The sequence below is a fragment of the Streptomyces sp. NPDC006923 genome (genome assembly GCF_040635655.1).
GTDB lineage: Bacteria > Actinomycetota > Actinomycetes > Streptomycetales > Streptomycetaceae > Streptomyces.
Map to the genome: position 1 here is coordinate 255,101 of NZ_JBEYIF010000008.1, position 23,825 is coordinate 278,925.

Here is a 23,825-nt window from a genome sequence, read left to right on the forward strand (position 1 = left end):
GAACGCTGCCGGGCGACCGGTGACGCCGGTCGGCCCGGCCGGCCCCTCAGGAGGGACCTCCATAGGAGAGTTCGCTGGCCAGGAGGGCCGCGCCGACAACCCCGGCCCGGGGGCCGAGCTCGGACATGACGATCGGCAGATTCCCGGTGGCGAGCGGAAGCGAGCGTTTGTACACCACACTGCGGATCTCGGCGAGCAGGACATAGCCGAGCCCCGAGAGACCTCCGCCGATCACTATCATCGACGGATTCATAAAGCTGACCAGGGTGGCGAGGACCTGTCCGACGCGGTGTCCGCCGGTCCTGATGAGGTTGACGGAGGTGTTGTCACCGCCGGCGGCGCACTCCCCGACGTCCACCGAGGTCAGTGTGCCCCGGGCGGCGAGCCGCTCGGCCAGCGCCTCCGACTGGCCCGAGCGGGCCGCCTCGGTGGCGTCCCTGGCGAGCGCGACACCACCGAAGTACGCCTCCAGACAACCGGTGTTGCCGCAGGAACAGACGGGCCCGTCGGCCTCGACCTGGATATGGCCGATGTCCCCGGCGCATCCCTCCGCGCCGCGGTAGATGCGTCCGTCGTGCTGCACGCCGGAGCCGATACCGCTGCCGATCTTGACAAACAGCAGATGGTCGACGGTCCTGGCGACCCCGCTGTGTTTCTCGCCGAGGGCCATCACATTGACGTCGTTGTCGACGACCACCGGGCAGCCGTGTTCACGGGCGAGTGTGTCGCGCACCGGGTAACGGTTCCAGCCCACCATGATCGGCGGGGATACGGGGACGCCCTCCCGGAAGCTGACCGGTCCCGGCAGGCCGATGCCGATGGCGTCGAGACGGGTGTAGTGGCCCTGGGCTCGCAGCCTGTGCAGGAGTTCGCTGACACGGTCCAGTACGGCGACCGGTCCCGAGCGGATGTCGGCGGCCTCGGAGCAGGAGGCGACGGGTGCGAGGCCGCCGTCGGTGATCTCGATGTCGATCGAGCTGGCGCCGAGGTCGACGGCGGCGAACCGGAGACCGGGATCGAGCTGGACCAGGGTGGAGCGACGGCCGCCGCGCGAGGCGGCCGGTCCTGCCTCCAGGACCTTTCCGGTGGCGAGCATGCGATCGAGTTCGGCGAGCAGTCGCGGGCGCGGCACCTCCAGCTTGTCCGAGAGCTGGGCACGGGAGAGTGGGCCGTTGTCACGCAGCAGGCTCAGAACGCGGTACTGGATGCTCACGGGCTCACTTCCTCGGAACACCATCAGGATCGGTATCCGCGACGATAGTTGGGGTCGTGCCGGGGCGTCAGGCCGCCAGTGTGCGGCTGCCCGCAACTTTCACACATGTTGCCCGAAGTTTTTTCCGGTTCGACGAAACTCCTGGAGATGCGCCCCTCGGGGCCTCTGCGAGCGGCGCAGCCGGCCGCCCGTTCGCGGAGACACGGCCCGTTCGCGGAGACACGGGGAGGCAGGGGCCGGAGCCCCTGCCTCTGACGGAGCGCCGCCTCGCCCCGGACGGGGGCGGCGCTCCCCGCTTCAGCCGGTCAGGCCCCCCTTCACGGCCAGTGCGTCACGTGCCAGCGCGGCCCGCACGGCCGCGTCGGGCACCAGTGCGGCATCGCCGGCGGCCTGGGCGAACGAGTCCAGGACGGTGGCCGCCCTGCCGGCCCGTCCGGCCTCGGCATGCGCACGCGCCTGGTCGAGCCGGACCGTCAGCCGCTGCTCGCCCTGCGCTGTGATCAGACCGTCGGCGCGCAGTCTCGGGATCAGTGTGCCGAGGTCCTCGAAGGACGCGCGCGTGGTGAAGTGCACGGTCTTCGTGGTGGTGTTGCCGGCCGCGTCGGTGGCCGTGACCTTGAGGTCATGGCCACCAAGTGGCAGCCGCCACAGTTGCAGCGGCTGTCCCGGGGTGATGGCCGCCCCGTCCAGGCCGGTGGTCGCGGTGGCACCGCCGGACACCGCGTCGGTGGCCGTCACCACCGGTACCGGGCGTTCGGAGTCGCCGTAGGCGCCGTCGGCGTCGAGGCCGGTGACCGTCACAGCGGGACCGGTCCGGTCGATCCGTACGGTGAGCACCCCGACCGCGGAGACATTGCCCCCGCTGTCGGTCGCCCGGTAGCGGACAGTGGTGTTGCCCTCCGTGGACAGGGTGACGGCGGCGTTCGCCGACAGCCAGGTGGTACCGCCGTTCACCGAGTACTGGCGGCTGCTGACCGTGCCGTTGTCGGTGGCGGCGACGGTCAGCGACACATTGCCGGTGTACCAGCCGTTGCCGCCGGTGGGCTGCGCCGGATTGAGTGTGGCGGTCACCCTCGGCGGTGTCTTGTCGGCGACGCCCGCGCCCTGGAAGGTCAGGGCGTCCAGCTCGACACCGCCGGACGAGGTGACGTAGAGCCGTCCGCTGCCCGACGGCAGGCCGGCCGGTGCGGTGTCGACGGTCTGCCAGCCCGCACCGGCGGGGACGGACACCGTGGCGAACGGCTCGGCGTCGGCGGACTGCCAGCGCAGGGCCAGGGTGCCGGCACCGCTTGCGCGGGTCCGCACCCCGGTGATACCGGCGAACGACACCGGGTCGTAGGCGATCCAGTCCCCGGCGTCGAAGGAGGTCAGCTTGCGCTGTCCTGACGCACCGGTGTCGTCGGCGATCGTGACTCCGTCCGCCGCGTCGTAGTGCTCGCCCTGCATCAGAGCGGGATTGAGCACCACCTGGGCATCACCGGTGGCCGGCGGCACGCCGCCCGCGCCCTTGTCGGTGTAGGTGATCCCGAGGACACCGAAGACGTTCTCGGTCTCTCCGTGTCCGGCGTCGGCCGGTGTGACGACCGCGCCGGTGCAGCCCGTACCGCTGTTGACCGGGTGTCCGTGCTGGTTGTGTCCGAGGCCGAAGGTCCAGGCGACCTTGGCGCAGTCGACGGCGGCGCCGTCCTCCGGGTCCACGATGTCGACCCCGTACGGCACGGCGTCACCCCAGTTGAAGAAACCGCCGTCGGGCGGTGAGGTGATCTCGACGGCCGGGGCGGTGTTGCCGACCGTGATCTGACGGCTCGTCAGTCCCGTTTTGCCCTGCGGATCGGTCACCTTGAGCCGGGCCTGGAACTGGCCGTTGGCGGGATAGGTACGGGTGGCCGTGGGTCCGGTGGCATCGAAGGTGCCGTCGCCGTCGAGGTCCCACTGATAGGTGAGGTCGCCACCCTCCGGGTCGGTGGAGGAACCCGCGTCGAAGGAGACCGCGAGCGGCGCGTGCCCGGAGGTGGGATCGGCCTTGATCACCGCGGTGGGGGCTTTGTCGCCCTCCGCGTAGTCGATCCGGTAGAGGCCCGCGTCCGGGTTCTGCCGGAAGAAACCGTCGCCGTAGTCCAGCACATAGAGCGCGCCGTCGGGGCCGAACTCCAGGTCCATCGGATTGTCCCAGGGCGGGATGCCGTTCTCGGAGCGCTCGCTGTTGGGGAGCACGTTCTCCAGCTTGCTGACGGGGCCGTCCGGTCCTTCGAGGGTGAGGGCCGCGACGTAGTCCTGGGAGAACTCACCGAGGAACGCCTTGCCGTCCCAGTACTCGGGGAACTTCCCCGGGGCCGGGTTGTCCGCGTCGTAGTGGTAGACCGGGCCGCCCATCGGGGCCTGGCCACCGGGGCCGCCGGGGCCCCGGAACGCGGTCAGCTCGGGCCAGGGCTGGTCGGTGTCCCTGTCCCCGTACCACAGGGTGGCCGGGGCGGCCGGCGGCAGCTCGGTCAGGCCGGTGTTCCAGCGCGAGTCGTTGACCGGCGCGGAGCAGTCGAAGGCCGGGCCCGGGGTCAGGGTGGCGAAGTCGAAGTCCCGGTAGGGACGGGTGTTGTCACCCGTGCAGAACGGCCAGCCGCTGTTCAGCGCCTTGGTGGTGGTGTTCCACTCGACATAGCCCATGGGCCCGCGGTTGGGGTCGGCGTTTCCGGCGTCGGGGCCGTAGTCGCCCCACATCACGGCGCCGGTCTCCTGGTCCACCGCCATCCGGTAGGGGTTGCGCAAACCCATCACAAAGATCTCGGGGCGGGTCTTGGCGGTGCCGACCGGGAAGAGGTTCCCGTCGGGGATGGTGTAACTGCCGTCCTCCTGGACGTCGATCCGCAGGATCTTGCCCTTGAGGTCATTGGTGTTGCCGGCGCCGCGGCGCTCGTCGAGGCCCGGGTTGTAGCCGGCCGCGTCGTTGATCGGTGTGTAACCGCTGACATTGGGGCCGGACGCCGGTGTGTTGCCGCCGGTGGACAGATAGAGGCTGCCGTCCGCGTCGAAGTCCACGTCTCCCGCGACATGGCAGCACTGGCCGCGGTTGGTGTCGACCCGGATGATCTCCTGAGCGGTGGAGAGGTCCAGCTTGTCGCCGGTCCACTTGTACCGGGTGAGGCTGTCGTATCCCTTCCACTGCTGCCAGTACGAGTCGTTCTGCCCGGCGGGCAGCCGCTCGGGCGCCGAGCCGGCCGGGGTGTCGAGCGGCGGCGAATAATAGAGATACACCCAGTGATTGGTGGCGAAGTCCGGGTCCAGTGTGACGGTCTGGAGGCCCATCTCGGAGTTCTGGTACACATCGATGTGGTTGGCGACCTTGGTCACACCACTGCCCGGGTCGGTGAGCCGCAGATCGCCGTTGCGGGCGGTGTGCAGTACCCGGCTGTCGGGAAGCACGGCGAGATCGATTGGCTCGCCGGTGTCCTTGGTCAGGGTCACCTTCTCGTAGTTCGCCCAGTCCAGGGCGTGTTCGTCGCCGGGATGCGCCTGTGCGGTGGGCGCGACGGCCACCCCGCCCAGCGCGGGCAGTGCCGCGAGCAGGACCCCTGTGATCAGGCGTCTCAGGGTACGGTGCACGATGATGCGTCTCCTTGGTCGCTGGCGGTCGGGGATTGCGCGGCCGGGCCCGTCCCGCCGGCCGGACCGTGGCAGCGGTGCGGCGCTCCGCCGGGTGCGGGCCCGTCCGTGTGCGGGTGCCAGAGGCCGCGGAGCGCGGTCGCGCGCCGCGGCCTCGTCGTGTGCGGGGCGTCAGGCGAGCAGTTCCGTCAGGCCGTTGAAGCTGCGCTCGGCGGCACCGAGCGAACCGGGCGGATTCGGCTGGGCGTTGGGGCCGCCGTCGTGCTCCCAGATGCCGACGTGTGTGTCCCGGGGCCCGATGTCCCGGACAAACTTCTCGTACGGCATGTTTCCGGCGCCGAAGTCGACCATGTCATAGCCGTCGCCGCGGGCCGGGTTCGCTATGCCGTCCTTCATGTGGAACAGCGGGTAACGATAGGGCTGGTCGCGCACATAGTCCGCGGGCTCGAAGCCGGGGAAGCGGAACTGCCCGGCGAACGCCCAGTAGACGTCCATCTCCAGATACACATGGCGCGGATCGGTGTTCTTGAGGAAGACGTCGTACAGCCGTACCGAGGGCTGGTCCGTGGCGAAGGCGAACTCGCCCGCGTGGTTGTGCTGGTAGAGCTTGATGCCACGGGCGGACGCCGCGCGGCCCCAGGTGTTGAACTCCTCGGCCGCCGCGAGGTATGCCGAGACGGTGTTGGTGTTCGACGGCGCGCTGGCGGTGCCGAGGTGAGGCATGCCGAGGATCTCCGCCGCGTCCAGTTCGGCCTGGAGATTTCCGCGCAGGTTGCCGAGGCCGACATGACTGCCGACGGCGCGGAGGCCGTTGTCGTCGAGCAGTCGCCTGATCTCCTGGAGAGTGATCTGCCGGCCCAGGATCGAGGTGTTCTGGGTGTATCCGGCGAATTCGATCTCCTGGTAGCCGATCCTGGCCAGCTCCGCCAGGACAACGGCGAAGCCGAGCGAGGTGACCTTGTCACGGACGCTGTAGAGCTGGATCGCGATGCGGTCCCTGGGGATGGACAGACGCGTCGCGGCGGAGGCGGAGGTCGCCGCCGCCCCGGTGACCGAGGCGGCGGCGAGCGCCACGGTGGTACCGGCGGTGGCCCGCAGGAAGTCTCTGCGGTCGAAGAACTTGCGCGGATTGCCCACTGTCACTCCTGGATGAGGGAGCCGGAAAAGGTCGGGGTGCGCTGCTCTTGAGCCCCCGGGCCCGCCGGCCGCCGAGGCCACCGGACGGCGGGCGGAGCGTGCGGAACGGCCGGGGCGGAGTCCGTGGGAAGACGGGGGGCCTGCGAGGTCCGGGCCCCGACCGGCAGTGCCGTGGCGCGCCGGAACGCGGACTGCCGTACGCGGCAGGGGCGGGACAAGGGCAGACCGGGCGACCGCGAGGGCCGCTCCAGGAGCGTTACAGGCCGGAGTCGCCCGCCGCGTGGGCGTCGGCGCGGGCCTCTTCGGCGCGCTGTGCGGCCTTCTCGGCGAGGTCGCTGCCACGGTCCTGCGGGGCGGCCTTGGCGGAGCGGGCGGCCGACGCGCCGGTGGTGGTCTCGCCGGTGATCGCGCCCCGGACCCGGGCCAGGGGGCCCACTCGCAGGGCGGGGGTGTTCCCGGTGGCGGTGAGCCCGCCCCGGACGATCGCGTTGTCGAGCACGACGGTCGCGGTGTTGTCGGTGACCGCGACATCGCCGCCGAAGTAGGTGGCCCCGGCGCAGGAGCCGAGCAGGCCGTCGCCGCCGAGCTGGAGCGTGTCGGAGTTGTTCTTGTATACCGCCTTGCCCTCGACCTCACTGGCACAGAGGACACCGCCGAGGGAGTTCCCGCTCACGGTGAGCGCCCCCTTGACGGTGCTGTCGTAGACATCGGTGTAGAGGTTTCTGTCCCCGGTGAGGGCTCCGCCGAGGGAGCTTCCGGAGACATAGAGCTCGCCCGACGTGGCTCTGACGGTCCCGCCGAGCGTGGAGTCGACGGCGTACACGAACCCCTCCGTCGCGGTGATCCCCGTCTTGACACTGCTGTTCTGCAGATGCGCGCCAAAGGCGGCCTGGGTGGTCAGAGCGCCCTTGACGGAGGTGTCGGTGAGGTCCAGATAGCCGTCCTGGCCGACATTGACCGCACCGTTGAACGTGGCGCCGGCGGCCACGAGATCGGCTCCGGCCTGCACCGTCACACTGCCCTTGACCTTGGTGCCGGTCAGTGTGCACGACTCCCCCGCCGGTACGACCAGGTCGCCGTTGACGGTGACGGCCCCGCCGTCACCCACACAGACGGTGTAGAGCGCGGCCTGAGCCGAGCCGGCGAACGCCACCAGTCCTCCGGAGGCCACCAATGAGGCCGTGGCGATGAATACGCGGATCTTCATATCGCTTCCCCTTCTGCTGCGATCACGACCGCGTCGGTGGCGCGGCCGGGGTCCCCGTGGGTGACGGGGGTGCTGCGGGTTGCGCGAGCGTGCGGCCGCCTCGGGGGCGGTCGCAGCGTCTCGGGACGGGCGACGGCCCGACCGTGGGGGGAGACGTAACAGCCTGGCGTTCCGTGCTGTCCGGTGTCCGAGTGGCGCCGGACGGCTCCGGCGTTACTGCGACGAAACACTTGCCCGGTGGCCCGAGACACTAAGGCGGCCGGTGAGGACTGTCCAGAGGTTTGGAACGAATCTCTGAAACTTCCTCATGATCCATCAAAAGTCGGCGTACGCCGGAGAATTGACCGTACCGATGCCTCGTTTGCGGCTCCGTGTCGCCGCGGCTCCGATGTCGCCACCCGGGCGGGCGGGCCCGGACGTCCTGATGTCCGGGCCCGCCGCCGGGACGCCCCGCTGTTCCTCAGCTCACACGTCCCGGTGACGCACATGGCTTGTGGGAGCGCTCCCGCGAGGGCAGCATGCTTCCCATGCCGTCCGCATCCGTCACGGTCCGCGCCTACCGTCCCGAGGACCGTCCCGCCCTGTTCGACATCTGCGTACGCACGGCGTACGAAGGCCAGGACTCCCGGCACATCTACCCGGACCCCGAGCTGATGCCGAACATTTTCGCCGCGCCCTACGCCGCGCTGGAGCCGGATCTGGCCTTTGTCCTCGACGACGGCGAGGGCCGGGCGGTCGGCTATGTCCTCGGCACCGCCGACACCCCCGCCTTCGTCAGGAGGTTCCGCGATGTCTGGCTGCCGTCAATGACGGACCGTTATCCGGAACCGGCCGGCCCGGCCCGTACCCCGAGCGAGGAAATGATCGCGCTGCTGCACCGGCCCGAGCGGATGGTGCTGCCCGAGCTGGCCGGCCACCCCGCGCATCTGCACATCGATCTTCTCCCCGACTGGCAGCGCAAGGGACACGGCCGGGCGCTGATGCACGCGTTTCTGCGCGCGCTGCATGGCAAGGGGGTGGGCGCCGTGCACCTGTCGATGGTCACCGCCAACGCCCCCGCCCGCGCCTTCTACGACCGTCTCGGCTTCCACGAGATCGCGGTACCGGACCCGGGCCCGCTCACCTTTCTCGGACGCTCGACAACGGTATAGGCCCTGTGTACCGGCCCATGGGGCCGGGGACAGGGCCGGTGTCACGTCCGGGGCGCGAGGTCCCGCCCGCCCGCGGCGACGCCGTGCGGTGCCACGGCGCCGACGGCCGCCAGCTCGTCGGCGGTCAGCTCGACGGCCGCGGCCTCGGCGTTCTGTTCCAGATACGCGCGCCGCTTGGTGCCGGGAATCGGCACGACCTGACGGGCCATCAGCCAGGCCAGCGCCAGTTGGGTGGGGGTGATGTCCCTCGCCTCGGCGAGCCGGGTGATCCGGTCCACCACCGCCAGGTTGGCGGCGATGTTCTCCGCCGAGAATCTGGGCAGACCGTGGCGGGCGTCGTCCGGGGCCAGATCCTCGGGCCGGGTGATCTTCCCGGACAGAAAGCCGCGGCCGAGCGGCGAGAACGCGACAAAACCGATGCCCAGTTCCCGTACGGTCTCCAGCACGCCGTTGTGCTCCACGTCCCGGCTGAACAGCGAGTATTCCGACTGGAGCGCGGTCAGCGGATGGACCGCGTGGGCCCGGCGGATCAGATCGGCGCTCGCCTCGGAGACCCCGATGTAGCGGACCTTGCCGGCCTGGACCATCTCGCTCATGGCGCCGATGGTCTCCTCGATCGGCACCTCCGGATCGACGCGGTGCAGGTAATACAGGTCGATGACGTCCGTCCCGAGGTGCTTCAGCGAACGGTCCACCGCCCTGTGGGCATACGCGGCGCTGCCGTTGTGGCCGTGGGACGTGCCGTCGTCGTCGAACTCGGTGGCGAATTTGGTCGCGATCGTGATCTCGTCGCGGCGCTTTCCGAGGGCACGTCCGATCAGCTTCTCGTTCTCGAACGGACCGTACGCCTCGGCCGTGTCGATATGGGTGACCCCGATGTCGACGGCCCGGTTGAGCGTGGCGACGGCTTCCCGTTCGTCCCGTGGGCCGTACCAGACACTCATCCCCATGGCGCCCAGGCCCTCGGCGGAGACGGAGAGGCCCTGTGAGCCCAGTTTCACGGTTTTCATGAAGGCCGAATGCCCTTTCGATAAAAGTTGATCTTCCGTTCAATGGCAGCCAGATGGCTTCGGGTCTCGGCAAGCTGTTCGAGAACGTGTTCCCGGTGCTGCTCCAGCACGGCCAGCCGCTCCGCCTCGTTGCCCTCGCGCCGGCAGAGCTCGGTGAACTCCCGGATGTCGCGGATCGGCATCCCGGTGCCACGGAGCATGATGATCCCCGCGAGCCAGCCGAGGTCCCGTGCGAAGTACCGCCGCTGGCCCGATGGCGCCCGGTCGGCGGGCGACGCCGTCAGACCCTCGCGCTCGTAGTAACGCAGGGTGTCGACGGAGAGACCGCAGGCCGCGGCGGCCTCGCCGATGGTCAGCCCGCCGCGCGGGATCTCCGTGTCCGGCTCCGGCCGGGGTGCCACAGAACTCATGTGTCCAGCCTCCACCCTGGAGCGCGCTCCAGGGCAAATGGAGACGCGCGGGTCCCGCGCGGAACGCGGATCATGGCCTGCGGGGCGATCCGGGCGACCCTCGGCGTACCGGCCCGAGCCGGGCCGTGACAGTCTGTGTGCCGACACTGACGCGAGGAGGCACCATGGGCGCGAGCCCCACCGGCACGGAGTCATGTCTCGGCTTCACCGACTGGACGTGGCTCAATCCGCCCGCCCACTGGACCCCGTACGACGACGCGCTGGAGGTCACCACCGAGCCTGACACGGATTTCTGGGTGACCACCCACTACGGCTTCGTACGCGACACGGGGCACGCCCTCCTGAGGCCCGTGCCCGGCAGCTTCCGGCTGCGCGTCACCTTCGCCGGTGACTACCGCGAACAGTACGACCAGGCGGGGCTGTTGCTGCGGCTCGACGAGAAGAACTGGATCAAGACCGGCATCGAGTACGTCGACGGCCAGCGGCAGCTCAGCGCCGTTGTCACCCGCGACGTGTCCGACTGGAACGTCGTTCCGCTCGGCGGCCCGGCCGACGCTCCGGTGCCGGTGACCGTGGAGATCCAGCGCGAGGGCGACACCGTCACGATCCGCTACGGCCTCGGTGAGGAACCGGCGACACTGCTGCGGCTCGCGTACTTCCCGCCCGGTGTGACGGCCCAGGCCGGTCCGATGTGCGCCTCGCCGGACGGGAAGGGCTTCTCGACCCGGTTCACGGACCTGCGCCTCGACCTGGCCTGACCCGGCCGGCCGCGGCACGCGGCGGAGGAGGCTGCGGGCCCCGTCGGACACTTCGGCGTGGGCGACGAGGACACGCGCGCGGCGGTCCGCCACGCCCTGGCCACCTCTCGGTAGCTCAGTCACGGACGCCGGTGGCCCCGCACCTCGCCGGGTGCGGGGCCACCGTACTCGCCGGGTTCGCCGGGTTCCATCACCGAAAACGGCCGGTCCGCGTGACGCCACGCGGCCAACATGGTGAACTCCTTCTTCACATCGTCGGTTGCCTCTCTGCCGGTGTTTCAGCCTTTCACCGCCTGTGCGAACGGGCCCAGGAAGTGCGGGTCGCCGTTCTCCACGCGGTAGAGGAAAAGCCCTCGGTCGGGGACGAAGCCGTAGGACGGGGGCCGGAATTCGAGCGTCTTCGCCAGCCCGTCGTACGTGACCGATCGCAGCCTGCGGACCAGGGCGCCTCGTTCGGCCGTCTGCTCCCCCGTGCTGTGGATCCCCCGGGCGAGGAAGAAGACGGCGTCGTACGCCTCCGTCGCATACCGCCCGACCCGGCGGGTGCCGAAGCGCCGCAGGTAGGCGTGTACGAAGGGCTGCGCGCGGGGCAGTCCGGCCGGGTCCACGTAGGTGGTGCAGAACACCCACCCTTCGGAGGCGGCGCCCGCCTCGGTGAGGAACGACCTCTCCAGCACCGGCTGGGTGGCCACGCAGGTCCCCGTGAAGCCCGCCCGGCGCAGGGCCTCGGCGCACGTCGCGGCGCGGTGGGGTGACGTACCGGCGAACACCACGGCCTGTGCGCGCTTCGTGAGGACGGCCCTGGCGGCCGGGCCGAAGTCCTCCGAGCCCGCCGGGACCACCTGGGTGCTCACCGAACCCCGGGAGGGCGGGCTGGCGACGACGTTCTTCGTCGTGTTCCAACTGCTCGTCGTGGTGGCCCTGTCGTCGATGACGACGGTCCTGCGCGCCGACCGTACGTCGGTGAGGTAGCGCACCAGGGGTGCCCAGAGGACGGTGTCGTGGGGTCTGAGCTGGAAGAGGACCCGGTTGACCGTGGTGGTGAAGTGCCCCCGCCGTTCCGGCCGGGGCCCCAGAGGGCGACACCGCCTCCGCCGATCGCGACAACTCCCGCCGCGGACCCCAGGGCCGGCAGCCGGCGGCGCGAGAGGGACCACCGGGCCGGGGCGGATCCGAGGGCGGGTGCCGGCAACGGTCCTGGTTCGGGGCCGAGTTCGGGACGGGTGCCTGAGGGGTGGACCTCGGGGTCGGGTTCCGGGTCGGGCAGGGTCAGTGCCCGGGCGGAGTGTTCGGCGATCAGCCGGGGCAGTTCGGCCGGCAGCCACGGCGCGTCCGCCGCCGGGGCCAGCGCCTGGCGGATCTCGGCGGGTGTGGGTCTGTCCGCCGGGTCCTTCGCCAGGCACTCGGTGAGCGACGGCCGCAGTTCGTCCGGGACTTCGGCCAGGTCAGGGGGTTCGTGAACCGTACGGAACAGCAGTGCGGGCGGGGAGCCCGAGCCAAAGGGCGCCCAGCCCGTGGCCGCGTACGCCAGGACGCAGCCCAGCGAGAAGACGTCGCTCGGCGGCCCGATGTCCGACCGGCTCTGCGCCTGCTCCGGCGAGAGGTAGCCCGCGGAACCGATCACCACCCCGCTGGCGGTCAGGGCCGTCGATCCGGTGGAGCGCGCGATCCCGAAGTCGATCAGCCGGGGGGGGCCGGACGCGGCTCTTCCGGCAGTGCCGCGGCGGGCGGCACCTGCGCCGTCAGATCGTCGATCCGGACCTGGCCCGTGTAGCGCGCCGTCGCCGCGGTCTCCGCGAGAGAGAAGCGGTACACGCTGAGCGGCGCCGGCGCACCGGCCGGTACGGTGAACGTCACCCGCCGCCAGCCGGTCCAGGTGATGTACGGGCCGCGCAGCAACTGGTCGGAGCCGACCGCGTCCTTGAGGTGCAGCGTGGGCCGGGCGCCGTTGCCGTCCCCGTTGATCCAGAGTGTGAAGGACCCTGGCTTGCCGGGGACCGCGATCTGCCGCGGCGGGTTGGCGTAGGCCGCGCGGGTGGCGGTCGACTGGGTGAAGTCGTACGAGAGTGCCAGCCCGGTGCCGGTGTGGCCGTCGGGGGTTGCCGAGACCGAGCCGCTCGCCCGCGCCTGGCTGAAGGTCCAGGAAGCGGCGTCGTCGAAGCCGGAGACCTGCTGCTCGTCGAGTCCGACGCCGACCGCGAGGACGGCCGTGGCACCGCCGGCCTTCGCCGTGATCCGCCCGGCGCCGCTGCCCGTCAGGGATTTCACGGTGAAAAAGCCCACGCCGTTGTCGGTGATCTCGAAGAGCGAGCGGTCGTAGTCCAGTGTCACGTCCTGGGGTTCGATCGGCGCGCTGGTCCCGTGGGAGTCGAGGCCGACGATGCCGAAGGAGCCGGTCGCCGCCGCGTCCGCGAGTCCGATCCGCTGGGTGGTGGGCCGGATCCTGGCAAGGCGGTCGAGGACGGTCAGTTCCGTGCCGCCCTCGGCGTGTCCGCGCTCGGCGCGCACCCGGGTGGTGCCGCCGGCGCGCGCGGTGAAGACGCCGTGGCCGTCGACCCGGCCCACCGAGGGCCGTTCGGAGTGCCAGCGCGGGGCACCGGCGGCCGGACCGTACGTCTCGTCATAACCGGCGGCGGTGAGGCGGCGGGTCAGTCCGGGGAAGACCCGCTCCGGGTGGCCGCCTCTGACGGGATCGACGGCCGGTGCTCCGCCGGCGGGCGTGCGGGGCTCGACCCAGAAGCCCTTGAGCCGTCCGCTGCCGTCCGGCGCGGTGAGGGCGAGCCCGTTGGGGACGGCGCGCTCGGTGCCGTCGGAGGGGCTGTTCTCCACGCGCAGCGTGTCGCTGCCCGGCACCCGGGCGACCAGTGTGGAGGAGCCGCCGCCGTCGAGGTTGAGCGCGTTGTACGCACCGGCCCGCTTCATCATCAGACCGAGTCCGGTGAGGGTGACTCCGCCGCTGGCGGCCTGCCGGCCGTCGACGGTGATCACCTGCATGGTGCCGCCGTCCCGGGAGAAGCCGACGGCGGTGCGCGGCGCGGCGGTGTTGTTGCCTTCGCCCGTGTGGTCCTGCGCCACACCGTCGACGACGAGCAGTTCCCGGCCGCCGACGGCGGTGCGCGGCACCGGACCACTGTCGGTGCGCGGACGGTATTCCAGGGTCACCGGGTCGCCGGGCCGCAGGGCGGCGACGGCCTCGGCGCCGGCCTCCCTGCCGACCAGCATCGTGGTGTCCTCCGGTACCGGTCCTGTGCCCGGACGGTCCGTCACGGAGACGACTCTGCCGTCCCGTACGGCGGCCTCCGCGACCGGTGCCGCGCGGTCGACGGTGAGACTCCGGTCGGCCCGGCCCCAACCGGGTGTGTAGACGCCGATGCCGCCCGCCGGGACGTTCGCCGCGTTGTAGGCGTCCAGTGCTCGTGTCCCCGAGGGGAGAGTCACGGTGCCGTCGAAGTACAGCCGCAGCACGCGTCCGGCGTTCCCGGGGCCGAGGCCGACGGCCCGGTTGGCGCCGGCCGCCGGTGACTGGGTGATCTCACCGTTGGCGATGCCGGGGCCCAGAGGGGCGCCGGTCTCGTTGATGTCGAAGAAGTCGGCGTTGACCGCGGCGACGGTACGGCGGCCCGGCCCCGCGTCGTGTCCGGCGGCCAGCTCGGAGACCGTACGCCGGTCGGAGACCGTGCCCGGGGAGAGATAGCCGGCCTCGGCGCCGCTGCCGCCGAGGTCGACGTAAAGGGCGTCGACGCGCAGCCACTTGCCGGCTTCCAGCCGGGCGTACGAGGTCAGCCGGATGCCGGGGGCGATCGGGCGGGACGCGCGTGCCGTCTCGACGGCTTCGGCGTCGGTCATGGATCCGCCGGTGCCGGTGACCGCGCTCGCGGGCGGTGGCGCGATCTCCGCCGGGCTGAGGGGACGGGAGCCGGGGGTGGTGTCCGCGAAGGACGGTGAGACCGCCCCCGCCGTCAGAGCCGTGACCGCCGCGAACACCAAAGCGGTACGCCTCATGGTGCCTGGGCCCACAAGTTCTCCTGAAGGACGGTGGATCGCGTCTGGTGAGCAGTGTCGGCCGCCGGCATCCTCATGTACGCACCAATGATCCAGGGGCACACCCGAACGACGGGGAGAACACGCGGTGCGGCGCCCCACCGGGCCCGGCCGGAGGATCATGGCGGGCGGCTCCCGGCCGGAGTCACCGTCTCGCGCTACGGGAAGCGCTTCCGGTGGCGGCCGGGGCGGAGGAGACTGCGTGTCTGCACGTCGAGCGCGTGTCACGCTGCCGAAAGAGGACTTCGCTCTCCATGCAGAAACCCGAATCCGCCCCGCGTCCCAGTCCGCTGGACCACCACTACTCCGGGGAGCATCCGCTCCGTACCCTCGCCTATCTCTTCCGCCCCGACCGGCACCGGCTGGTGCTCTCGGTCGCGGTGTTCGCCGTCAAACACATCCCGGTCTGGCTGCTCCCGCTGATCACGGCCAACATCATCGATGTGGTGGTGGACCACAAGCCGGTCGCCGAACTCTGGTACAACACCGGGGCCGTCGTCTTTGTCCTTGTGCTCAATTTCCCGCTGGCGCTCCTGTACGCGCGCCTGATGAGTTCGAGCATCCGCCGGATGGGCCGGGAACTGCGGTCCTCGCTGTGCCGCCGGATGCAGCATCTGTCCATCGGCTATCACGCCCGGGTCAGCGCCGGGGTCCTGCAGACCAAGGTCGTGCGGGATGTCGAGGCGGTGGAGCAGATGACCCAGCAGAGTGCCGACATGGGTCTCGGCGCCATCATGACGCTGCTCGGCGGTCTGGTGGTGATCGGGTTCCGTACCCCCGTGGTGCTGCCGGTCTTCCTGGTCGTCGTCCCGCTGGCCGCCCTGCTGGTACGCCGGTTGCGTTCCCGTATCCGTACCAACAACGAACAGTTCCGGCTGGAGATCGAGCGGCTCTCGACCCGGGTCGGCGAGATGACCACACTCATTCCGATCACCCGCGCCCATGGTCTGGAGCGGACGGCGCTGCATCGCGTCGACGGCACGCTGGAGCGGGTGCTCACGGCCGGATTCCGGCTCGACGTGCTCAACGGCCGCTTCGGTTCACTCTCCTGGATCCTGCTCAACACCATGGCCGTCGGCTGTCTGTCGGGCTCTGCGGTCGTCGCGTACTACGGCTGGATGGGCATCTCGGCGGGCGATGTCGTCATGATCAGCACTTTCTTCACCGCACTGACCGCCTCACTGACGACGCTGATGAATCTGACCCCGATCATCTCCAAGGGCCTGGAGTCCGTGCGTTCGATCGGTGAGGTGCTCCAGGCGCCCGACCTGGAGAGCAACGAGGGAAAGACGTCCGTCGACCTGGTCGAGGGGCGCATCGACTTCGAGCGGACGGGCTTCAGCTACCCGGAGGCGACCGAGCCCTCGGTGCGCGGCTTCGATCTGTCGGTGCGGCCCGGCGAGACCGTCGCCCTGGTCGGGGCCTCGGGCGCGGGCAAGTCCACGATCCTCAATCTGCTGATCGGCTTCATCCGGCCCACGGAGGGCCGCATTCTCCTCGACGGTACGGACATGGCGTCGCTGGACCTGCGCACCTATCGGCGCTTCCTGTCCGTCGTACCGCAGGAGTCGATCCTCTTCGAAGGGACCATCCGGGAGAATGTGACCTATGGCCTGGACGGCGGCGCCGACGAGGCCGCCCTGCGGCGGGCGCTGCACGCCGCCAATGCCATGGAGTTCGTCGAGCGGCTGCCCGAGGGCCTGGACACGGTGGTGGGACAGCGCGGCGCCCGGCTGTCGGGTGGTCAGAAACAGCGGCTCGCGATCGCCCGGGCGCTGATCAGGGATCCGCGGATCCTGGTGCTCGACGAGGCGACCTCCGCGCTCGACAACACGTCGGAGGGGCTGATCCAGGACGCGCTGTCCCGTCTGGTCCAGGGCCGGACTGTGTTCGTCGTCGCGCACCGGCTCTCCACCATCCAGAACGCGGACCGGATCATCGTGATGGACCACGGGCGGGTCGTCGAGGCGGGCAGCCACCATGAGCTGTTGGCGCGGGGCGGGACCTACGCCACCACGCTGCAGCCCCGGCGGCTGGGTTAGGGCGTGGTGCGAGAGTAGCGCCGTCCGCCCGGAGGGCGGGGCCCACGAGACTTTCGCACCACGCCCTAACTCTGGCGGGAGCCGCGTGCTGAGGCCGGCCGCGCCTCGCCCGCCGGGTCGATCCGGCGGGGGCGGACATGCTCGTACGCCATCGTCGTCTGTACGTCGGCGACCTCACGCCGCTCGGTGAGACGGTCGATGACGAAGGCGTAGACGCCATTGACGTCCGGCACGGCGATGTGCAGCAGGAAGTCATGGGTGCCGGAGGTGACGAACAGACCGATCACCTCCGGCAGCCGCGCCGCCCACTCCCGGAACCCCTCGATGACCGGGCGCGCCGGCGGCCGGATGCGGACCGAGATCAGCGCTTGCACGGGGCGTCCGACCGCGTCGAGATCGACGGCCGCGTGGTAGCCGGTGATGACGCCCCGTTCGCGCAGTAGTCTCACCCGCTCCAGCGAGGTGGACGGCGAGATACCGGTCTTGGCCGCGAGTTCGCGGTTGGTCTGCCGTGCATCGTTCTGCAACTCTCGCAGCAGAGCCTGATCGACCGCATCAAATTTCATAGGATACCTCTGCTGCCGCACGATGTGCGGCGGCCGGCGACAGTTCCGGGACGTCTGCCTAGCGTATCGGGATATCCGTACGCGAAGGAGCACCATGTCCCTCCCTCAGTTGACCGACGCAGACGTCACGACTCATGAGCCGACCCGCCGGGCCCGGCTGAAATGGGTGATCGTCGTGGACGAGAACCTCCCGGCCGGACGGGTGACAAACGCCGCGGCCTGCATGGCCGCCGCCGTCGGCAAGGCGCTGCCCGAGTTGCTCGGCCCCGACGGCAAGGACGCCTCGGGCGTCGCGCATCCGGGCCTGCCCTGGGCGGGCTGCTCCGTCCTGGCCGCCGATGCGGCTACTCTGCGTGAAATCAGAACGAAGGCCACCACGAAGGACGATGTGCTGATCGTGGACATGCCCGAGGCGGCGCAGACTTCCCGGGTGTACGACGAGTACCTCGGCGAGCTCGCCGCCACGGCAAACGACGAGCTGGGCTATTGCGCCATCAGTCTGGTCGGTCCGCGGAACCGGATCGACCGGCTGGTCGGCCGGCTCGGCCTGCTCCGCTGATCGGGCGAGATCCGGCGAGATCGAGGCGATCGGGCATCGGTTGCCGCAATCTCCGTTACCGAGCGTGAGTCGCGGCGTTGAAGGGGATGAAGGCCGCACATCGTGCGGCTGCGCTCAAAACGTACAAGGAGAAACTTAATGTCGCGTATCGCAAAGGCAGCCGCTGTTCTCGTCGGCACGGGCGCCGTGCTGGCCGCTGGCGCCGGTATGGCTGCCGCCGACGCCGGGGCCGGGGCCGCCGCCATCGGTTCGCCCGGTGTGCTGTCCGGCAATGTGCTCCAGGTGCCGGTGCACCTTCCGCTCAACGTGTGTGGCAACACCACCAACGCGACCGGTCTGCTCAACCCGGCGTTCGGCAACAGGTGCGCCAATATCTCGGGACAGGTCCAGAGGCCGGTGCAGCAGGTGCACCACGGCTACGGCCGCTGACGGAGGAGCTGAGGCGCGCGGTCCCCGGGCCCCGCGTTTCCGCTGATCCGCACGGTAACGGCCTCCCGCGTCCGCGCGGGAGGCCGTTACGTGTGCCCGGGGCCCTTCCCGGTGCTCACCGTCGCCGCGCCCGCACCTGACGGACGCTCATGTCGCCGGGAGCGGCGGCTCAGGCGTAGCGATACAGCTTCCGGTGGTCCAGGACCTGGGACGGCTTGACGTTCCAGGGCGGCATGGGCTCCCGCAGGCTGATCGCCCGGCCGCGCTGCGGATCACCGGCGCGCAGCTTGTTCCGCGGCACATAACCCGCCTTGGGGTGCTTCCGCTGCCACCGGTCCCAGATCAGGTCGATAAAGGCGTGATGGAGCCAGAAGACCGGATCGTTCGGCGAGGCGGCGCCCAGCATGTGCCCGCCGACCCAGCGGTGCACCCGGTTGTGGTTGCGCCAGCCCTCGCCGCGGCCGGTCGTCCAGCCCTCGATCCGGTTGCGGAAGCCGACGGTGACGGTCGAGTCCCAGGGAGCCGCGTCGTACACCTTCTCCCGCATCGCCGCCGCCAGTTCGGCCTTGCTGGGGAGCCTGACCGGCGAGGACGGACGGCCGAAGTTCCGGGTGAGGTAGCCGTCCTCCGTGACACCGCTCTCGATGGTCCAGTTCCCCGTCTGATAGGCGAACGGCCCGGTCATGACCTGCTGGTCGGACGACCGGCCGTTCCCGCCGAGGAAGTCCTCGGCCCACAGCGACGAGGCGGGTGAGTTGTCCGTCGTCCAGTCCCAGTAGGGGACGGTCACCGCGCGGTCCACGCGCTGGAGCGCGCGCTCGAAGTCCAGCAGGAACTGCCGGTGCCAGGGCAGGAACGAGGGGGCCATGTGCCCGGCGCGCCGGCCGCCCTCGCCGTCGGCGACGTAGTACTGCGTGTGCAGACCGACGAAGTCCTCGTACTCACCCCGGCGTTTCAGCTCCAGGACGGCGCTGACGAACCTCCTCTTCTCGGCACTGGTGAGATTCCGCTGGTTCTTTCTGGTGTGCACCATGGGGGCCTTCCCGCCGTCAGAGGTGGTGGATCGGTCCGAGGAGCGACAGCCGGGCGCCGCCCAGGTCGTCGACTGCCGCACGGGCCGCTTCGAGCAGCGTGGGGAACGACTCGTAGTGGTTGACCACACTGAGATAGCTGCCGTCCGCACGGCGCATCACATGCAGCGGACGGCCGTCGATCAGGATGTCGAGCACCGACCCGGCAGAGGAGGCGCGGGCGGGGTTTTCGAGGACTCCGGTGCGGCTGTACTGGATGTGCCGCCCCCGGTACGTCTCGTCGATGGCCGCCTCGACACCGGCGCCGCCTCCGACGGGCGTCTCGCCGCCGGTCTCCGCGCCCGATTTGCCGTCCACTCCTCCGGTGCCGCCACTGCCCGCCCTGAGAACGGGCGTCAGCGCTCCCGTGGTGCCCGCGACCACGCCGAGGGTGAAGACGGTACGCAGGAGACGGCGCCTGGAGCGCTCGCCGCGGAGCGTGGGTGCGGCTCCGGCACGGTCCGCGTCCGCCGGCTCCGGACACCGTCCCTCTGGGGAGCCCGGCTCCGCCTGGTTCCTGTCTGGCATGAAAGACCTCCGCTCGTCGGTGGTGCCCACACCGTGCGCAGGGGACCTGGCGGGACCCGGGGCAGGTGCGGGCGCTGTGCTGGGCGGGGCAGGGATCCGGTTCTCGGACGAGGACGCGGGAGACCGTCCGCTGCCCCGGTCGGAACAACGAGACGCCGGCCGAACGGTTGTCCCGCGTTGGGCCGGCTGCCGCCGCCAATAAGGCGATTCAGATGATTCCGGTGACGGTGACGGTCACCGTGGTCCGCGCCTGGTGATCCGATCCCGACAGGACACCGGCGGTCGCGGCTTCGACCGCCTCGCGTATGGCGCGGGTGACATCGACGGTGCGGTAGGCCGCCCTCGCGACCAGTTGGACGTCGATGTGCCAGGCCGGTCCCGCGGTCTGCCGGACGTGTACCCCCGGGGTCCGGCCGGCCCGGCCGGCGGGCCAGGTACGCGGGCGCCCGGTGCGCGAGGCAGCGGAGGCCCGCAGCAGATCGACGAGTCCGGGCCGCAGGAAGGCCACGCCGGGAGTCAGACGCGCGGCGTCGGCCGCCACCCGGGCGAGCTCGTCCTGGATCTCGTGCGGTGTCACCGGTCGCTCCCGTTCCCGTATACGCCGCCCCCGCGCCCCGTCCCGTCCGCGACGGCCACCTCGTCCTCGCCCTCGTCGAGGAGATCGACGACCGCCACATCGATGCCGCTCACCTCGATACCGAGGGCCTCCCGGGCCGCCTCGGTCACCCGTGCGCGGACCGCCTCGGCGAGTTCCGGCAGCCGCCAGTGGAGCCCGGCCACCACTTCCAGCCGGACCCGGACCGGGCCGCGGACGACCGGTCCGGCCGGATCCGCCGACAAGTCGCTCCGGCCGGGCGGGTCCGGTGGACCGATCCGGCAGCTTCCCGCCCGTACGCCCGGCAGGGACTCGGCGGCGGCGCGGAAGGCACGGGCGGCGGCGGCCTCCACGATCCAGGTGTCCTCGTCGTCCGCGCCGAGCGGCAGTGTCCGGCCGGGGCGCAGCTCCAGCCGGACGACATCCATGACGCGGGCCGTCAGACCGGTCAGGACGGCAGGATCGGGGTCGGCGGCGTCGCGCACGTGGCGTACGGCGTCCTCCAGCGCGGCGAGGCCCGCCAGCGCGGCCGCGCAGTGCGGGCACTCGGACAGATGCGGGTCCTCGGCGGTCCGTCCCGCCTCCCACGCCTCCCGGACGGTGCTCGGCTCACGGCCGCAGGGCAGCGCTTCGCCGCCGGCAGCCGTCTCGCCGCCGGTGGTCTCGCCGGGTCGGCCGGGATATGAGTTCAGCGCCATGCGCTCATCGCCTCCGTCAGGGAACGGCGTGCTCGGAACACCCGGCCGCGGACCGCCTGGAGGCTGATCCCGACCACCTCCGCGATATTCTCGTACGGCAGTCCGTACAGCTCCCGCAGTACCCAGCAGGCGCGCTGTTCGGGCGAGAGTCCCGCCATCGCGCCCGCCAGGGCGTGAGTGGCGGCATGGGACTCGGCCACGCGCGCGGGCGAGGACTGGGGGTCGGGGGTGGCCGGTTCCGGGACGGAGTCCAGGTCGGTGGCCAGGTGGCGGGCTCGTAGCTGGTTGAGGCAGCGGTTGGTGACGATGCGGTACATCCAGGTGCTGAAGGCGGATTCACCGCGGAACTCGGGCAGTTTGCGCCAGGCGTTCACAAAGGCCTCCTGCACGGCGTCCTCCGCCTCGGTACGGCTGCCGAGCAGCCGGGTCGCCAGCCGGAGCATGGCGGGACCGTGCCGGCGCACCAGCGTCTCGAACGCCTCCTCGTCGCCTTCCCCGGCCCGCACGGCCAGCAGGCCGTCGTCGGGAAATCCCGGGTCCCGGCTGTAATGCCGCTGCTGGTCAGGACCGCGGTCGCGGTCCGGCGCGCGTGCTGACAGCTTGTTCCCGTCGCCGCGCACTCTCACCGACTCCTCTCGACGCTCGCTGCCGGCCTCCGCCGTCCCGCCCCTCGGTCACTTATTGGACAACTCGGGACGTTCCATCGTCACGTACGAATCACGCTCCGGCGGTGTGCGGCGCGCGCGCCAGGGGATCGGACACTCAAAAAATATGACGAACCCTGCGTGACGAATGCCTGCTCACCGGGTCCAACCATGTGAGAGTCCCCCGAAAGCCGGGCGACCGGACGAGTCAGGAGGTTGTGCCATGACAGCGACCCAGGATGTGTCCCCCGCCGCCGGGCGGGCCGGGACACGGCGGAGCGACGGTTCGGCCCATGCCACCACGCTCGGCGCCGGATCCGCGGGCGCCGGTGAGCCGGCCGCGACGCGCGGCAGGACATCCGTCGCGGATGTGGTGGTCGTGAAGATCGCCGGCACGGCGGCCCGGGAGATACCCGGTGTGTACGACATGGGCGGCGGACTGTCCCGCACCATGGGCGCCGTACGCGGCCGGGTACCCGGCAGCCGTCCCAACGCCGGACGCGGCGTCAAGGTCGAGGTCGGCGAGCGCCAGACCGCCATCGATCTGGATCTGGTGGTGGAGTACGGCGTGCCGATCACCGAGATGGCCCGCGACGTACGGGAGAACGTCATCTCGGCGGTCGAGCGGACCACCGGGCTGGAGGTCGTCGAGGTCAACATCAGCACCAACGATGTGCATCTGCCCGAGGACGACGAGGAGCCGAGCGGCGGAGAGGCGCGCGTCGAATAGCCGATACGACGAGGTGAGTGATGAACGCAGCCTTGGTGGGCCTGGCGGCCGGTATGGCACTGGCCTTCGCAGGATGGTTCGGCGGCTTCGGGGCCTTCGTGGTGGTGGCGGTGCTCGGCGCCGTCGGCTGGGGGGTGGGCTGGTACTCCGGACACGGCCGCTCGCGCGATTTCTTCGAACGCGGCGAACGGCGACGCCGCTGACCGGACATCCGCGCCGGCCCGCCCGGCCTTCTCCCGTTACGACGGGGTAGAAGGGCGGTGCGGGCCGGCGTCGACACGACGGTGTGAGGTCGAGTCCGGCCGGCGCGATAGGGCAAGGTATGCCGAGGCCGGCAGGCCACCACCGACCGCACGGGTGAACAAGCAGGAGGCAGCGTGTCCGCCGAGGAACCAGGACGCTCGGACGGGTCGCAGCGCGCTGGTGCGGACCCGCACGGTGGTACGGAGACCGGGACGCGGGGCGAGGCGAGTGCCGCACGCCATGGCCGGCTCACCGGCGCGCTGCGCCGCACACCGGTCGCCGTATGGCGCGACGACGCCACGGACCGGGCCGCCGCGCTCACCTACTACGCCGTTCTGGCGATCTTCCCGGCGCTGCTTGTCACGGTCTGTTCCATCGGACTCGCCGGCCCGGACGCCAGCGGAAAGCTGGCTGACCAGATCACGGCGCTCGTACCGGCGCAGTCCCGGCTGCTGGTGCACGGCGCGCTGCGGGAGATGGCGGAACAGCGGTCCGCGGCCTGGCTGCTGGCCTCGTTCGGCACGGTCGGTGCGCTGTGGTCGGCCTCCAGCTACCTCGGCGTGTTCCGCCGGGCCCTGCACTCCATGCACGGTGTGGTCGACCACCGGCCGCCGTGGCGTACGGCGCCGCGTATCGCGCTCACCGCCTGCGCTCTGCTCGCGCTGCTGGTCACCAGCGCCTTCACCCTGGTGCTGACCGGCGAGGCGGCGGGCGCGCTGGGGCGGATGCTGGGCATGGACAGCGCGGTGAGTCTGGTGTGGAACGCGCTGAAGTGGCCGCTTCTGCTGGCACTCGCGGCGGTCCTCGTACTGATCGTGTTCCGCACCGGTCCGCCCGGGACGCGCCGGCTGCGGCGCGCCCTGCCCGGTGGGATGCTCGCGGTGGCGCTCTGGCTGCTGACGTCGGCCGGATTCACGGTCTACACGGCCCACGCCGGCACCTACAACCGGCTCTACGGCTCGCTCGCCGGCGCCATCGTGTTCCTCGTCTGGCTCTGGGTCACCAATCTCTCGCTGCTGGCCGGCGCCCATTTCAACGCGGAGCTCTCCCGGGGCGACACGGACAGAGGCGATGACCAGGTGTCCGTGTCGCCGTCGCTGCCGGCGGCGGGGCGGCCGGCCACGGAGTCGCGGCCGGCCGCCGTCGGCCATCGGTCCGGCTGAATCGCGGGATGAGGCGCGGACCGGTCAGGAGTGG

At 71.0% G+C, this 23,825-nt stretch carries 21 protein-coding genes and 2 pseudogenes; 8 read left to right on the top strand and 15 right to left on the bottom strand.

The genetic code is table 11. The features are described 5' to 3' along the window. Nucleotides 1-46: 46 nt before the first annotated feature. From ABZ707_RS18670 to ABZ707_RS18685, 4 genes are all read right to left on the bottom strand, one after another. A complete protein-coding gene (locus ABZ707_RS18670) occupies nt 47-1,237 on the bottom strand; it encodes an ROK family transcriptional regulator (protein ID WP_360175564.1) in 1,191 nt (396 codons plus the stop codon). Nucleotides 1,238-1,510: 273 nt separating this feature from the next. Beyond that, the gene (locus tag ABZ707_RS18675) at nt 1,511-4,810 is read right to left on the bottom strand and encodes a PQQ-dependent sugar dehydrogenase (protein ID WP_360175567.1); all 3,300 of its coding nucleotides are present in this window, start codon (nt 4,808-4,810) and stop codon (nt 1,511-1,513) included. Nucleotides 4,811-4,981: 171 nt separating this feature from the next. Next, nucleotides 4,982-5,947 carry a sugar phosphate isomerase/epimerase gene (locus ABZ707_RS18680; protein WP_360175570.1) on the bottom strand — a complete coding sequence of 322 codons (966 nt, stop codon included), beginning with the start codon at nt 5,945-5,947 and terminating at the stop codon, nt 4,982-4,984. A gap of 256 nt (nt 5,948-6,203) precedes the next feature. After that, a complete protein-coding gene (locus tag ABZ707_RS18685) occupies nt 6,204-7,154 on the bottom strand; it encodes a hypothetical protein (protein ID WP_360175573.1) in 951 nt (316 codons plus the stop codon). A gap of 527 nt (nt 7,155-7,681) precedes the next feature. On the opposite strand from ABZ707_RS18685, the gene ABZ707_RS18690 reads away from it, so the two are divergent. Beyond that, nucleotides 7,682-8,305, top strand: coding sequence for a GNAT family N-acetyltransferase (locus tag ABZ707_RS18690; RefSeq protein WP_360175576.1), 624 nt, complete (start codon nt 7,682-7,684; stop codon nt 8,303-8,305). Between the two features lie 41 nt (nt 8,306-8,346). On the opposite strand, the gene ABZ707_RS18695 is transcribed toward ABZ707_RS18690, so the two are convergent. Further along, nucleotides 8,347-9,315 carry an aldo/keto reductase gene (locus tag ABZ707_RS18695; RefSeq protein ID WP_360175579.1) on the bottom strand — a complete coding sequence of 323 codons (969 nt, stop codon included), beginning with the start codon at nt 9,313-9,315 and terminating at the stop codon, nt 8,347-8,349. Beyond that, the gene (locus tag ABZ707_RS18700; protein WP_360175582.1) at nt 9,312-9,725 is read right to left on the bottom strand and encodes a MerR family transcriptional regulator; all 414 of its coding nucleotides are present in this window, start codon (nt 9,723-9,725) and stop codon (nt 9,312-9,314) included. The genes ABZ707_RS18695 and ABZ707_RS18700 overlap by 4 nt, the downstream gene beginning before the upstream one ends. A gap of 164 nt (nt 9,726-9,889) precedes the next feature. Between ABZ707_RS18700 and ABZ707_RS18705 the strand changes: the two genes are divergently transcribed. Further along, nucleotides 9,890-10,483: a DUF1349 domain-containing protein gene (locus ABZ707_RS18705; protein WP_360175585.1), complete on the top strand. Its 594-nt coding sequence runs from the start codon at nt 9,890-9,892 to the stop codon at nt 10,481-10,483. A 278-nt stretch (nt 10,484-10,761) separates the two neighbouring features. On the opposite strand, the gene ABZ707_RS18710 is transcribed toward ABZ707_RS18705, so the two are convergent. The 3 genes and pseudogenes from ABZ707_RS18710 to ABZ707_RS18720 all read right to left on the bottom strand — a co-directional run. Further along, nucleotides 10,762-11,886 (bottom strand): ABC transporter substrate-binding protein, encoded by a 1,125-nt coding sequence (locus ABZ707_RS18710; RefSeq protein WP_360175588.1) that lies wholly within the window; start codon nt 11,884-11,886, stop codon nt 10,762-10,764. Nucleotides 11,887-11,894: 8 nt separating this feature from the next. Further along, nucleotides 11,895-12,167, bottom strand: a pseudogene (locus tag ABZ707_RS18715) (serine/threonine protein kinase); the annotation flags it as partial. Nucleotides 12,168-12,181: 14 nt separating this feature from the next. Then, a pseudogene (locus ABZ707_RS18720) lies at nt 12,182-14,540 on the bottom strand (phosphodiester glycosidase family protein); the annotation flags it as partial. A gap of 238 nt (nt 14,541-14,778) precedes the next feature. Between ABZ707_RS18720 and ABZ707_RS18725 the strand changes: the two are divergent. Beyond that, on the top strand, nt 14,779-16,566 hold the full coding sequence (locus ABZ707_RS18725; protein ID WP_360175591.1) for an ABC transporter ATP-binding protein: 1,788 nt from the start codon (nt 14,779-14,781) through the stop codon (nt 16,564-16,566). A gap of 65 nt (nt 16,567-16,631) precedes the next feature. Here the strand turns inward: ABZ707_RS18725 and ABZ707_RS18730 are convergent, their stop codons facing one another. Then, nucleotides 16,632-17,132, bottom strand: coding sequence for an Lrp/AsnC family transcriptional regulator (locus ABZ707_RS18730; protein WP_360175594.1), 501 nt, complete (start codon nt 17,130-17,132; stop codon nt 16,632-16,634). A 94-nt stretch (nt 17,133-17,226) separates the two neighbouring features. Between ABZ707_RS18730 and ABZ707_RS18735 the strand changes: the two genes are divergently transcribed. Together ABZ707_RS18735 and ABZ707_RS18740 are read left to right on the top strand one after the other, a co-directional pair. After that, nucleotides 17,227-17,691: a DUF2000 domain-containing protein gene (locus ABZ707_RS18735; RefSeq protein ID WP_360175597.1), complete on the top strand. Its 465-nt coding sequence runs from the start codon at nt 17,227-17,229 to the stop codon at nt 17,689-17,691. Between the two features lie 138 nt (nt 17,692-17,829). Further along, a complete protein-coding gene (locus tag ABZ707_RS18740; protein ID WP_360175600.1) occupies nt 17,830-18,120 on the top strand; it encodes a chaplin in 291 nt (96 codons plus the stop codon). A gap of 169 nt (nt 18,121-18,289) precedes the next feature. On the opposite strand, the gene ABZ707_RS18745 is transcribed toward ABZ707_RS18740, so the two are convergent. The 5 genes from ABZ707_RS18745 to ABZ707_RS18765 all read right to left on the bottom strand — a co-directional run bounded on the left by ABZ707_RS18745 (nt 18,290) and on the right by ABZ707_RS18765 (nt 21,631). After that, nucleotides 18,290-19,150: a tyrosinase family protein gene (locus ABZ707_RS18745; RefSeq protein WP_360176012.1), complete on the bottom strand. Its 861-nt coding sequence runs from the start codon at nt 19,148-19,150 to the stop codon at nt 18,290-18,292. A 19-nt stretch (nt 19,151-19,169) separates the two neighbouring features. Continuing rightward, nucleotides 19,170-19,718, bottom strand: coding sequence for a tyrosinase family oxidase copper chaperone (locus tag ABZ707_RS18750; RefSeq protein WP_360175603.1), 549 nt, complete (start codon nt 19,716-19,718; stop codon nt 19,170-19,172). A gap of 208 nt (nt 19,719-19,926) precedes the next feature. Then, nucleotides 19,927-20,295, bottom strand: coding sequence for an Asp23/Gls24 family envelope stress response protein (locus ABZ707_RS18755; protein ID WP_360175606.1), 369 nt, complete (start codon nt 20,293-20,295; stop codon nt 19,927-19,929). Further along, entirely contained in the window at nt 20,292-21,011 is a 720-nt protein-coding gene (locus ABZ707_RS18760; protein ID WP_360175609.1) for a hypothetical protein, read from the bottom strand. The genes ABZ707_RS18755 and ABZ707_RS18760 overlap by 4 nt, the downstream gene beginning before the upstream one ends. Further along, nucleotides 21,002-21,631 carry an RNA polymerase sigma factor gene (locus ABZ707_RS18765; RefSeq protein ID WP_360175612.1) on the bottom strand — a complete coding sequence of 210 codons (630 nt, stop codon included), beginning with the start codon at nt 21,629-21,631 and terminating at the stop codon, nt 21,002-21,004. The genes ABZ707_RS18760 and ABZ707_RS18765 overlap by 10 nt, the downstream gene beginning before the upstream one ends. Nucleotides 21,632-21,878: 247 nt before the next feature. Here ABZ707_RS18765 and ABZ707_RS18770 point away from each other — a divergent pair, with 247 nt between their 5' ends. The 3 genes from ABZ707_RS18770 to ABZ707_RS18780 all read left to right on the top strand — a co-directional run bounded on the left by ABZ707_RS18770 (nt 21,879) and on the right by ABZ707_RS18780 (nt 23,791). Further along, nucleotides 21,879-22,385 carry an Asp23/Gls24 family envelope stress response protein gene (locus ABZ707_RS18770; protein ID WP_360175615.1) on the top strand — a complete coding sequence of 169 codons (507 nt, stop codon included), beginning with the start codon at nt 21,879-21,881 and terminating at the stop codon, nt 22,383-22,385. Nucleotides 22,386-22,405: 20 nt separating this feature from the next. Beyond that, a complete protein-coding gene (locus ABZ707_RS18775; protein WP_360175618.1) occupies nt 22,406-22,588 on the top strand; it encodes a hypothetical protein in 183 nt (60 codons plus the stop codon). Nucleotides 22,589-22,762: 174 nt separating this feature from the next. Beyond that, nucleotides 22,763-23,791 carry a YihY/virulence factor BrkB family protein gene (locus tag ABZ707_RS18780; protein WP_360175621.1) on the top strand — a complete coding sequence of 343 codons (1,029 nt, stop codon included), beginning with the start codon at nt 22,763-22,765 and terminating at the stop codon, nt 23,789-23,791. Nucleotides 23,792-23,825: the final 34 nt, after the last annotated feature.

Coding starts and splice junctions, on each gene's coding strand:
- ABZ707_RS18770 (WP_360175615.1), top strand. CDS start 21,879: ATGACAGCGACCCAGGATGTGTCCCCCGCCGCCGGGCGGGCCGGGACA.
- ABZ707_RS18760 (WP_360175609.1), bottom strand. CDS start 21,011: ATGGCGCTGAACTCATATCCCGGCCGACCCGGCGAGACCACCGGCGGC.
- ABZ707_RS18700 (WP_360175582.1), bottom strand. CDS start 9,725: ATGAGTTCTGTGGCACCCCGGCCGGAGCCGGACACGGAGATCCCGCGC.
- ABZ707_RS18705 (WP_360175585.1), top strand. CDS start 9,890: ATGGGCGCGAGCCCCACCGGCACGGAGTCATGTCTCGGCTTCACCGAC.
- ABZ707_RS18725 (WP_360175591.1), top strand. CDS start 14,779: ATGCAGAAACCCGAATCCGCCCCGCGTCCCAGTCCGCTGGACCACCAC.
- ABZ707_RS18690 (WP_360175576.1), top strand. CDS start 7,682: ATGCCGTCCGCATCCGTCACGGTCCGCGCCTACCGTCCCGAGGACCGT.
- ABZ707_RS18735 (WP_360175597.1), top strand. CDS start 17,227: ATGTCCCTCCCTCAGTTGACCGACGCAGACGTCACGACTCATGAGCCG.
- ABZ707_RS18740 (WP_360175600.1), top strand. CDS start 17,830: ATGTCGCGTATCGCAAAGGCAGCCGCTGTTCTCGTCGGCACGGGCGCC.
- ABZ707_RS18730 (WP_360175594.1), bottom strand. CDS start 17,132: ATGAAATTTGATGCGGTCGATCAGGCTCTGCTGCGAGAGTTGCAGAAC.
- ABZ707_RS18685 (WP_360175573.1), bottom strand. CDS start 7,154: ATGAAGATCCGCGTATTCATCGCCACGGCCTCATTGGTGGCCTCCGGA.
- ABZ707_RS18695 (WP_360175579.1), bottom strand. CDS start 9,315: ATGAAAACCGTGAAACTGGGCTCACAGGGCCTCTCCGTCTCCGCCGAG.
- ABZ707_RS18775 (WP_360175618.1), top strand. CDS start 22,406: ATGAACGCAGCCTTGGTGGGCCTGGCGGCCGGTATGGCACTGGCCTTC.
- ABZ707_RS18750 (WP_360175603.1), bottom strand. CDS start 19,718: ATGCCAGACAGGAACCAGGCGGAGCCGGGCTCCCCAGAGGGACGGTGT.
- ABZ707_RS18670 (WP_360175564.1), bottom strand. CDS start 1,237: ATGGTGTTCCGAGGAAGTGAGCCCGTGAGCATCCAGTACCGCGTTCTG.